Genomic DNA, 11,801 nt, shown 5'->3' on the forward strand with positions numbered 1-11,801 from the left:
TTTGAATTAAAATAATAATTACAAGGAAGAAAGGATATTCTATATGAATAAATACGTAATACTTGCAAATCCAGGGCATAATCGTATTTATTTTGATTCAGCACTTAAAATTGCTGTTTCAGAGATTAAAGCGATTGCTGGAGCATACGATATGAAGATCAATAATATTGAAGAAGCACACCTAGGACTTCCAGCTTCAATAAGTTTTACTACAGATAGAGAATTGAAAAAGGAAGATTTTCGAGTTTTAGGATTTTCTTCTATTTATTATGCATTGTTTGAACAAGTAGATGGTGAACTCTTAAGACCTATTAATGTTCCTGATTTTCATACTTTCCCTGAGAGCATGGTTCAGATTTTAAAATATAATGGAAAAACAAATGAACAATTTACAAGACTTATGGTGAATCTAGCTATTAGTTCATGTAATACAGACAGCAAAAAGATTACTTTGTTTGATCCTATGTGTGGTAAAGGAACCACTCTATATGAAGGACTCATCAGAGGTTATGATGTTAAAGGGATAGAAATAAATGGACAGTGGACGAAGGAAATTGGAACATATCTTTTTAGGTTTTTGAAAGAAGGAAGATATAAGCATAAGATTATTAAGTCTAAGCAGTCGAATTCAAAAGGTAAAAAAATTGCAGATGTATTTACCCTTACATCAGCAGCTGATAAAACAGATTATACTAATGGAAACACTCAAATGCTTCAATTATTTAATTCTGACACAACATTGGCTAATCATCTAATAAAGAAAAAATCATGTGATATAATCGTATCTGATCTACCATATGGAGTTCAGCATGGAAGTAAAAACAATAAAGGTTGTAATATCTCAAGAAGCCCATTAGAGCTTATTAAGACAGCTATCCCTGCTTGGAATCACGCTTTGAAGACAAAAGGAAGTATGGTTTTATCTTATAATGAGTTTACCATGAAATATAAAGATATCTCAGGAGTATTTCAAGAAAATGGATTCAAAGTGCTAGATGAATCACCTTATGATGATTATTTACATAGAGTTAATCAATCAATTAATAGAAACTTGATAGTTGCTATTAAGTATAATAAAATATAGATGAAGTTAGGATGAATCAGGTGAAAGAGACTACTATACGATTAAAGAAAAATTTTATAAATAAAATAACTAAAGGATATCCACTAATTGAAAAAAATGCTGTAATTGATACTAATAAGCTCACTCATGAAGGAATGGTCATTAACCTTGTTGACCACAACAATAAGTTCATTGCAAAAGGATATTATGGTAAGCAGAATAAAGGTAATGGTTGGATATTAACGTATAATGAGCAAACCAAGATAGATTATGATTTTTTTAGAGATAGATTAGATAAGGCTATTACTCTAAGGAAGGAATTTTATAATAATCAGGATATAACAGCTTTTCGTCTTTTCAATGGTGAAGGAGATAATATTGGTGGATTGACGATAGATTACTTTGATGGTTATTATTTAATCAATTGGTATAGTGAAGGAATCTACATGTTTAGAGAATACATCATCAAGGCGTTATCTGAGCTAACTGATTATAAAGGTATATATCAGAAGAAGAGATTTAATGATGGTGGTAAATATATAGATGATGATGATTTTGTGATTGGGGAGAGAGGTAATTTTCCTATTATCGTTAAAGAAAATGGAGTGAAATTTGCTGTATATCTTAATGAAGGGGCAATGGTAGGGTTCTTTATTGACCAGAGAGATGTTAGAAATATCATAAAAGAAAAATATGCAAAGAATAAAAATGTACTTAATACATTTTCTTATACAGGGGCTTTTTCTGTTTTTGCTGCAAAAGGTGGAGCCAAGAAAACTACCAGTGTAGATTTAGCTAATAGAAGCAGAAAAAAAACTATTGAGCAATTTGCAATCAATAACATAAATACCAATGAGCAGGATATAATAGTAGAAGACGTTTTCAAATATTTTAAATATGCAGTGAAAAAACAGTTACTATTCGATTTAGTTATTCTAGATCCACCTAGTTTTGCCAAATCTAAAAAGCATATATTCAGTGCATCAAAAGATTATACAAATTTATTAAAAGAAGCTATCTTAATAACTGAAAAAAGTGGTATAATAATAGCATCTACTAATTGTAGTTCTTTCGATATGAAAAGATTTAAAGAATTTGTAGATAGAGCATTCCATGAAACAAATACTGAATATAATATTATAGAAGAATTTTATTTACCAACTGATTTTAAGGTTAATACTAAATATAAAGAGAGTAACTACCTAAAAGTATTATTTATAAAAAAATCATAATATAATTCATAGAAAAAGGTAGCATTATGATAAGGTAAGGGAGGATATAGCTATGGATGCAAAAAATAAAAAGATAATAAATAATTATCTTAGTATCTATAATGAAATAAAATCTGAATTAGACAAAGATATATCTAATGAAACAATAAAAATAGTAGCTTTATTATATTCTATATCCAATAGACCTTTTCAATTAGAATTATTTGATGAAATGAGTGAAATGATTAAGAGCAAAGTTGGTTTTTCGCCTCTTAGTGGTGAGCTAAGATTCATAATTGCTACCATACTGATAATTAAATATGATTATCCATTTACGAAGATAAGCTTTTTATTAGATAATATAGAGCTAGTTAACGAATTTGATTTATATTCCCAGTATAGTTTGTTTATTGCATTTATTTTATTAGACGAAGAAGATGTCAAGAAGCGTTTAGAGGCATCAAGAGATATATATTATGATATGCAGGACCATCATTCCTTCATTACTGGAGAGGAAGATTATACTTTTTCTGTTCTTTTGTCTGAAGCAGGAAAAGATACAGATAAATTAATGGAAGAGATAGATTATTATTATAAGAATTTAGCTAAAGATTGTTTTCGAAGAGGCAACAATCTGCAATTACTATCTCATGTTCTTGCATTGGTTGTAACAGAAGACAAAAGGGATATAGTTATTGATAACTGTATTACTATCTATAAATTAATGAAACAAAAAGGCATGAAAATAAAAGGAGTTATTTTTGCACTTATAGGATTGATGAGTGAAGTAGTGTTAGAAGATATTGAATTAGAGATTATAGAGATAAAAGAAATATACCACTTATTAAATAATACTAAATACTTTAAAAAGAATAAAAATTTTAATTTAGTGGTATCAATATTCACAGTTCTTGACCTAAAAGACAATAATAGTCATACTCTATATTATATTGGTGATGACCAGTTTCAAACTAATCTTCAGTATTCTTTATTGGTAGCTATTTTATCAAAAATTATTTCTACAGATTAATATACTGAATAATAGTTTTTAACTTAGAAATATCAATTATACAGTATTAATTATTAACCTAAAAAATAATAAAATTTCCTTGATTTTTTTCATTATATAATGTACAATTTTTGTGAAATAATAATTAAAATAACATATTTGATTTCATTTAAATTGCATATTACACACTTATGATGTAACGGATTTGATTTTGCAAAATTATAATGTATTTAACAAGTGGCTGAGTATAAATTTTAAAAGTTTGTATTGTAGCTACTTATTTATGGATAAAATTATACTTGTGATTATAATTTTTTTTAGTTGAAATATATTTTGATATAGTATATATTGGTATAAGTAAAAAACGACATGATTTATTTGATAATTAGAAAAATATAAAGTAGATCCTAATTAAATGATTGATATTTATTTCTTAAAAAGAAGGAGTAGTTATGGAAAGAACTGTTTTAGTTATTGAAGATGAAATTATTATGAGAGATTTGATATCTGTTACTTTTAGGGATAATGGATTTCAAGTATTAGAAGCTGCCGATGGACAGGAGGCTCTAGAGATTTTTGAAGAAAATTCTGTTGATCTGGTATTACTTGATATTGTAATGCCCAAATTAGACGGTTGGTCAGTATGTAGAAGAATAAGGTCAAAATCTGATGTTGTAATTATAATGCTTACATCAAGAGATGATGATGAAGATCAATTATTAGGTTTTGAATTAGGGGTTGATGAGTATGTTATAAAACCCATTAATATTCAAGTATTGTTGGCTAGAAGTAAAAGATTACTAGAAAGAGTTACTAATAAAGATGACAGATTAAAAAATATTATTGATAAATCAGGTATTACAATTGATAAAGCTGCATATTCTGTAATGTTAGATAAGGAAAAGATAGAATTTGCCCCAAAGGAATATGAGTTACTAGTTTTTCTAATAGAAAATGAAGGAAGAGTACTTACAAGAGAAAAAATACTTGATACTATTTGGGGTTATGATTATTTTGGAGATTATAGAGTTGTTGATACACATATCAAGAAAATTAGGAAAAAGTTGAAATCAAGAGCAAAATACATACATACTGTTGTAAGAGTTGGATATAAGTTCGATACTAAATAAGCCTAATTATATATAATGTATAAAAATTCTTGTATAACAACTAAATATGTGAGATACTTTAATTAGTATGACTAAATAGGTTTAATTTGTAAAAAATATAATTAGTACTAACTTATTGGTTGTTATTATAATATGAAAGGATTGTATTAGACTAGATGAAGATTAAATTGGACCACGGTTATATGAAAAAGATCAAATACATAACGTTAGGTTTTGTAATCATTTATATTATTTATTTGGTCATGACTAACATTGGTGATGTAATAAATGGTGTTTCTGATACATTTTCGTTTATTGTTAAGATACTCTCACCATTTTTATGGGGATTAGTTATTGCTTACCTGCTAAATCCTATTGTAAGATATTTTGAGAAAGTTTTAAGTAAAATAAAAATAAGTAAAAAATGGGAAAGAACACATAGAAAGCAAAAGAAAGCTATTGTAAGAGGTATTAGTCTTGTACTTACTCTTGTTTCTATAATCACCATACTAACGTTACTTGTTAATAGTGTTTTTGTTATGATAAATGGTAGTTTTAGAGAATTTAATATCACTGAATTGATTAAAGAGATAACACATACTTTTGAAAACTACTCCCAAGAATTAGGAGGAATAGAAGAATCTCTTAATAAAATGGGTATTGCTGCTAATATTACACAATTCTTGAAGGAATTATCTGTGAGTATTATTAACCAGATAAAAAATATTGCAACTTCTATTACAGGTAGAGTAACTACTATAGGTAGATATATAATTGACATTTCTTTTGGATTTGTATTTGCATTCAATTTCATCATGAACAAAGAATACTTCCTGAATTTACTTGAAAATATTCTTAGATTAACATTAAATGACAAGAGAAAAAACAGTTTAAAAGAAATTTTACATGAAATTAATATTGTATTCCTTAGTTTTATTCGAGGAAAAATCATTGACCTTACTTTATTAAGTTTTGTTACAGTTATTTCACTTATAATAATACATTTTGATTATGCATTCATTGTAGGTACATTCGCAGGATACACTAATATTATACCTTATTTGGGAACTTGGATCGGTATTATACCAGCAGTAATCATTGCTTTGGTAAAAGATGGATGGCAGGAAGCTTTGTTTGTAGGAGCATACATTGTAATTATACAACAGGTATATTATGTTTTTGTAAGTCCCAAAATTCAAGGTAAGAGTATTGGTATGCACCCAGTTTTCATATTACTTGCTATGTTCGTATTTGGTAAGTTCTTTGGTTTGTTAGGAGTAATTCTATCTATACCTATGGGTGGAATTGTTAAGATATTTATTAACAGATGGGCAAAAAGACGCCAAGATAAGAAAAATATAGTACTGATAGACCTAAAAAAATGACATTTGCATTTATTATAAAATAAAGGTAAAATGTATAAGTTGGGTAAAGAAATATTTAACTCATGAAAACTAGGTAGTTATCATTTGCGATTATGTGTCGCTTTATTATTAGACGGAGGTCTTAAGATGTATAATAATTATGTTTTTAATTTATATGGTACTTTAATAGATATCGAAACGAATGAAGAGAAAGATGAGATTTGGGAAAAGTTTGCTATTTATTACGGTTATAACGGTGCTCATTATGAAAAGGAAGAACTAAAGGAAAAGTATTACAGTATAGTAAATAAACTCATTAAGATGAATAGTAAATATGAATGTCCAGATTATGAGATTGAAGATGTATTCTTCAAATTGTACAAGGATAAGGGAATAAAACCAAAGAAAAAAGCAAAACAAGCAGCTAAAACATTTAGATTATTATCAACAGAGACAATTAGATTATACGATGGTGTTATGGAGACTCTAGAAAGACTTACTGCTGAGGGCAAAAAAATATATTTATTGTCAAATGCACAGAAAGCATTTGCTAATTCAGAAATTAAATATCTAGGAATCAAGAAATACTTTGATGGAATATGTATATCGTCTGATGTAGGTATACGTAAACCTGATACTAAGTTCTATGAATACTTTATAGAGAAAGAACAACTAGAACCAAAAGATACTCTATTTATTGGTAACGATTATATTGACTTGAAAGGTGCCAATGACATGGGCATTGATTCCTTATATATACATTCTAATTTATCTAGTGGACAACCAGAAGATGTAACATCTAAATATAAGATTTTAGATGGTGATATACGTAAAATCTTTGATGTGATATAATAATAATATTACAGGGTAGGTGAGGATAATGAAGAAGCTTGTAAAATCTAGAAGAAATAGAAAAATTAATGGTGTCTGTGGGGGCATAGCGGAATATTTAGATGTGGATCCAACAATTATTAGATTATTATTTACTATCGGGATAATATTTGGTGGAGCTGGATTATGGGCTTACATTATTTGTGTATTCGTTATTCCAGACGAGTGATACCATATAAGCAAAGGGGACTGTAAACAATAAAACTTATTGTGACAGCCCCTTTTTCTTTCTTTTATTAATATTATCCACACAAAATTAATGAGTTCCAGATGTATCTAGATCATCTGAACAAGATTTTTCTGATGAGTAGACAGCATATACATTGTAAGGAATACTATCAAGGGAATGAGTTCTTCCAGCTAAGGTTACATTACCATTACCATTTGGATGATTGTATTCTAATGAATAAGTATCGCCGGCAGCAATTATTTTAGCTGCTGCAATGATAACACTTCTATCATTCATAACAGTTTTTAAGTTGTCATTGGTTATATTGTATCCATGAGGTACGAATATGGTTGAAGATGGCAGCTTGAAGGTGAAATGCCATCTCTGAGCTTGGTGATTATATTCATATTCACTTAGTATATCATCAGGATTTCTATCCATCCCATAAGTATCAGAAGAACCTATAAATGTTCTGTTACGACCGAAAAGCCTCATGAATTGGGCATTTCCAAAACTATGATATTTACCCATAGGGATAGGTAGAGGAACTTCATTACCTTCATAATCTACATTATATGTGTAATCTCTGACATATTCAGTAATACGTTGTTCCTCTGAATGATAATTTCGCCTAGTTGCCTCTTCTTCCCAATTCAGAAATACAGAATAGTTATGAATTGAAGAAGTATCCCAGCCTGATTTAACATTATCAAATATATTAATGGGTTGATACTTATTATTAACATTCATGTAGACATCTACAGGTGTTATTTTGCCAGTGATTATATCTAATGAATAATAATAAGGGGTAATCTCCATATAAGAATAATAATTACCAATAGTCTGTATATCCATAAAAATTGGATATCCAACTCTTAATGGCTGTCTTACTAAAGCCTCTATATTATTTTTTGAAGGAGAAAGAGGAAAACGTAAAGGTGATTTCTCAAGGAAATCAAGACAACCATAAGTGTTAAGATAATTGGTAGTTGGTCCGACAGATTCACCCCTTATATCTATATTATGTCCAAAATAGTTATTCTGCTTATCTATTGATACTTTTGGAACTACATTAGGTATATACCATTCGGTTGGAACAACAGGTTGTTTGAATATGTTAGAGAATCTAAAATCACCTGTATCTTCTATAACTAGATTACCTATTTTACCTATGATATCAATATTGTACATCTTAAATGCAGAGTGTTTTGCATCTTTATTAAAGCCTCTCGATTTATTTGTAGGTAAAGAGTTATCAATTATGCTTCCATTATTAGCTATAGAATAAAACTTTGCTCTTGCACTAATTGCTTCTTTATTTCCTAGTGGTAAGTAGAAAGTATATCTATCTTGCTCAACCACAAGAGGTATTTCAAACCCAGCAGGGTATAACTTACCATTATAAATAACATTATAATCAAATTTAGCTATCTTCTTGGCTGTCCATTCTGTAGTATCCATATTATCAGTATAGCCTTTACCTCTTTGCTTAGTAGTTCTAGAAAGACCGCAAGAACCATCACCATAAAAATCTCCTAGATTAGGGAAAGATACTTCAAATGGATAATCAAGAGTTAGATACTCACTTGCATATATTATTTCATTATTAGGTAGCTTTATTTGGGAGGCAGGTATTTTAACTATTATTGTCTCATACCAATCCTCTGGAGGTTCAGATATTGTCTTAGATATTTCAGATATAATATTAATTTTTTTAGTGCCTTTTGGAGGAACATATACAAGTTCAGGTTCACCATTACCAGGTATATATACATCAGGTTCAGTGATTACAATAACGCCGTTACCACTATTACCAGTCTGAGTACCACCATTATATATTGGAGTATTTTCGTTTCCACATTTCATGTAACCATTTGATACACCACCTATGTATCCAGAACCACCGCCACCGCCGCCAGAACCAGAACCACTATTATTAGAACCGCCATAACCTAAACTACCATTACTACCACCATTACTGCCTCCGTTACCACCGTAAGATTGGCTTCCCCCTGAACCAGGAGAACCATATCCATCGCCGCCAGAACCACCTGTTATACCACCACCGTAGCCACCGTGACCGTTACCGCCATGACCGCCACCACCTCCAGCAACAATAATCCGATCAGTTAATGAATGACCATGTGTTCTGATGTCAGAAGCACCACCACCAACTTGGTTAGAACGTCCATGACCAGAACCGCCACCATTCCAACCGTTAGAACCACCAGGGTAAATATATAAATTTTCACCTTTAGACAGGTTTATTTCTCCATATGAGTAACCTCCTTTACCACCAGAACCATTTCCACCTTCAGCACCCCATACTTCTAGCTTATATTTACCATTAATAGGAACATTGTAAATATAGTTGGAGCCATTATATCTAAATGTCTTACGTTCACCATTATGAATTACTGGAGGTCGGTAATCAGGATTAGGTTTTTCATAACCTTCTTCATAATCTGGGTTATCTATTTGTGATTCTTGATATATGGTATATGAAAGGGGTATCCATTCAGCACTATTTCCACCTTCCATCGTTAATGATAAATCATCTGCAAAAATACAGTCTTTCAAGGTGGATACTGAATTATATGATGAACCATTAACAATGGACACTCTTATTTTTTCAGTGTTCTTTGGGGTGGTGAAGTTGATTGTTTTAGTTGATACCAAGCTATTGTTATGTTTATCAGATGTCCATTTTTTTAATGTATTTTCAAGGTAGTCCAGAGCTTCAATTTCAAAATAACCTTCACACCTATGGGAACTGATTTTACCTGTAAAAGTGTAATTAGTATTTTCCATACCTACTGTTGTACTTGTATATTTAGCTATTCTATTAGAGTTTGCAGGAACACTGATTTGAAAAGAACTACTTCCTGAAATAACATATGAATTATGAGTTGTTCTAGTGAATATAACATCAGTATTATCAGTTGTTTGTTTTTTCCAGTTTTGTAGAGAACCATCATTAGCAATTTTTTCAGCATCACCATTGACAATGAAATTCTGTTTTGGATGGTAAGATTTTAATTTAGTAACATATTCAGTAATATCATCTTGTAGATTTCCTCCAACTACAGAATTAGGAGTACGTTGGTCTTCTGCTTCAGATGGAAGAACAATAGCATATTGTGTAGATACAGGGTTATGAAGTACTATATCATTTACTTTGGTATGAGACCTAGAGTAGGGTGCATTAAGGGTTATTCCCGATTCATTTATATTAGAATTATACTTATTGGTATACGCATCAGAATCAGCTTTATGCCTTAAGATATGTTTGTAGAAAGCAGTAGCATTACCTGTAATATATTCGCCATTTTTATTATTGTCTATTATATCCAAGTCTTTTTTCACTATTCTTAGATTAGTAGGTCTATTTGGTCGGGTTATAGATTTAGCAGGATCATTATCAAATAGAGTAGTAGTTTTATGTTTGTCACCAGTACCATTGTATTTAGTTTTAGTATTATAGAATTCACCATTATATGAGCCAATGTTTATTTCTTCTGGATCTATATGACTAGCCGCTTCTGGGTTATCAGTCCACATTTCTTCAGGAGTATTTTCTACTTTATCAAAATTTTCTTGAGCACATTTCTCTATTGATGGTTTATCAAAATACAATAAAGATTGATCTCCAGAGGTTGTTTGTAATATTATAAAATCAGAGATAACAGTTGCAGTATTTTTAAGATTTCTTCTTTCATGAAATTTTTTCCACTCAGGTGTATCTCTATCAGTAGCATCTGAATGATTAATATGATAATTAAATTCATTTCGTTTGTCCATATTAGTTTCTTTAACATTACCATAGATAATACCTTTAGCATAGGATTCAGAATGACCGCCACCACCAGGGTTATCTTCTGCTGCAGGGTTATTACCTAATCCGTCTGACTCATTACTTCTTACACCTTCATACCATACAACATCATCATGTTGAGTAGGTTCTAATGAATATCTTAATCTACCATCTTTTGAAGTTTCTGTAACTGCGAAATTATAGAATATGTTAGGATCGTTATTACGATTTATTACTGTAGCTGTTACTTCATCAGTATCAAGTAACTGTATCATTCCGTCTAGATGACCACGGTCGATTTTCCATATGTTAACTTTTTTAATTTTTAGTATGTCATATCCAATTTTTTGAGTCCAAACATCTTCAATTGGTGGTAATTCTCTTCTATGATCAGGACCACATAATATATGGTCAGGTACAGAACCTTTTACAGTTATTGTGTAATGACCGGAACTCCCATCATGACCAGAAGCTGCAATATATGGCTGACCAGGGTCGCCTCCTGTTGGTGGGTCTCCAGAAGGAGGAGTAGGTGCTATATATTTTTGACCTGGGTCTGCTTCACCAGGTGGACCGTCAACTCTACTATCAGTAGTAAAGTGAGCATTCCAATTATTGAATCTTCTTGTTACATTATCACTAGCAGCTGTGTGGGAAATCTCAAAATTATTGATAGTAGAAATCCAATCTTGTGCCTGTTGTTTTGCTGTTTTATAATTATTGTAATCCCATTTATTCACTACATTAGTACCATGATCCCAATATGATACTGAACCTATCCAAGGTAATTCACCAGTCCATGTTGCAGAAATTTCTAAATCTCCATCATGTACATCCACAGTGGTATCACAATTGCCTGCTCCAACTGGACTAGGTACAGTATATACTCTTGCTTGATCACCTATTTGAAATTTTGAAGGTGTACCTGAATACCAACTTTTGTATGTACGAGTTGATTCTTGGTCAGGGTGATATTTTGCTACTATTTCAGCAATAAATTCAGAGCCACCAACTGAAAAATATAAATTTTTAGTAGTAGGGGTCCCAGCCATTGCTTCAAATTCTTCTTTGTATATATCACCTTGTTTTATTTCTGAAAATGCAATAGGTTCAGAAGTGAATCTAAACTCAGGTTTAGGGGGTGGAGATGGGGGATTGTAGTAAGATTTTA

At 30.6% G+C, this 11,801-nt stretch carries 8 protein-coding genes; 7 read left to right on the plus strand and 1 reads right to left on the minus strand.

Annotated elements, in window-relative coordinates; all coding sequences use genetic code 11:
• Positions 1-43 precede the first annotated feature (43 nt).
• The 7 genes from N4A55_RS11985 to N4A55_RS12015 all read left to right on the plus strand — a co-directional run bounded on the left by N4A55_RS11985 (position 44) and on the right by N4A55_RS12015 (position 6,816).
• A complete protein-coding gene (locus N4A55_RS11985) occupies positions 44-1,084 on the plus strand; it encodes a TRM11 family SAM-dependent methyltransferase (RefSeq protein ID WP_293756637.1) in 1,041 nt (346 codons plus the stop codon).
• A gap of 20 nt (positions 1,085-1,104) precedes the next feature.
• Complete coding sequence (locus tag N4A55_RS11990; RefSeq protein WP_293756640.1) at positions 1,105-2,295, plus strand: class I SAM-dependent rRNA methyltransferase; 1,191 nt, start codon at positions 1,105-1,107, stop codon at positions 2,293-2,295.
• Positions 2,296-2,347: 52 nt separating this feature from the next.
• Positions 2,348-3,304 (plus strand): DUF4003 family protein, encoded by a 957-nt coding sequence (locus N4A55_RS11995; RefSeq protein WP_293756642.1) that lies wholly within the window; start codon positions 2,348-2,350, stop codon positions 3,302-3,304.
• Between the two features lie 431 nt (positions 3,305-3,735).
• Entirely contained in the window at positions 3,736-4,413 is a 678-nt protein-coding gene (locus N4A55_RS12000; protein ID WP_293756645.1) for a response regulator transcription factor, read from the plus strand.
• A 155-nt stretch (positions 4,414-4,568) separates the two neighbouring features.
• Positions 4,569-5,777 (plus strand): AI-2E family transporter, encoded by a 1,209-nt coding sequence (locus N4A55_RS12005; protein WP_293756648.1) that lies wholly within the window; start codon positions 4,569-4,571, stop codon positions 5,775-5,777.
• 126 nt (positions 5,778-5,903) lie between these two features.
• Positions 5,904-6,608: an HAD family hydrolase gene (locus N4A55_RS12010; protein WP_293756651.1), complete on the plus strand. Its 705-nt coding sequence runs from the start codon at positions 5,904-5,906 to the stop codon at positions 6,606-6,608.
• Positions 6,609-6,636: 28 nt separating this feature from the next.
• Positions 6,637-6,816: a PspC domain-containing protein gene (locus tag N4A55_RS12015; RefSeq protein ID WP_202975181.1), complete on the plus strand. Its 180-nt coding sequence runs from the start codon at positions 6,637-6,639 to the stop codon at positions 6,814-6,816.
• 87 nt (positions 6,817-6,903) lie between these two features.
• On the opposite strand, the gene N4A55_RS12020 is transcribed toward N4A55_RS12015, so the two are convergent.
• Positions 6,904-11,801: glycine-rich protein (locus N4A55_RS12020; RefSeq protein ID WP_293756658.1), on the minus strand; the 4,898-nt coding region annotated here is incomplete at its 5' end.

This window comes from Vallitalea sp., from assembly GCF_025211055.1.
GTDB lineage: Bacteria > Bacillota > Clostridia > Lachnospirales > Vallitaleaceae > Vallitalea.

What these genes read in the sequence shown, in the direction of transcription:
- N4A55_RS12015 (WP_202975181.1), top strand. Translation starts at nt 6,637, where the DNA reads ATGAAGAAGCTTGTAAAATCTAGAAGAAATAGAAAAATTAATGGTGTC.
- N4A55_RS12000 (WP_293756645.1), top strand. Translation starts at nt 3,736, where the DNA reads ATGGAAAGAACTGTTTTAGTTATTGAAGATGAAATTATTATGAGAGAT.
- N4A55_RS11995 (WP_293756642.1), top strand. Translation starts at nt 2,348, where the DNA reads ATGGATGCAAAAAATAAAAAGATAATAAATAATTATCTTAGTATCTAT.
- N4A55_RS12005 (WP_293756648.1), top strand. Translation starts at nt 4,569, where the DNA reads ATGAAGATTAAATTGGACCACGGTTATATGAAAAAGATCAAATACATA.
- N4A55_RS12010 (WP_293756651.1), top strand. Translation starts at nt 5,904, where the DNA reads ATGTATAATAATTATGTTTTTAATTTATATGGTACTTTAATAGATATC.
- N4A55_RS11985 (WP_293756637.1), top strand. Translation starts at nt 44, where the DNA reads ATGAATAAATACGTAATACTTGCAAATCCAGGGCATAATCGTATTTAT.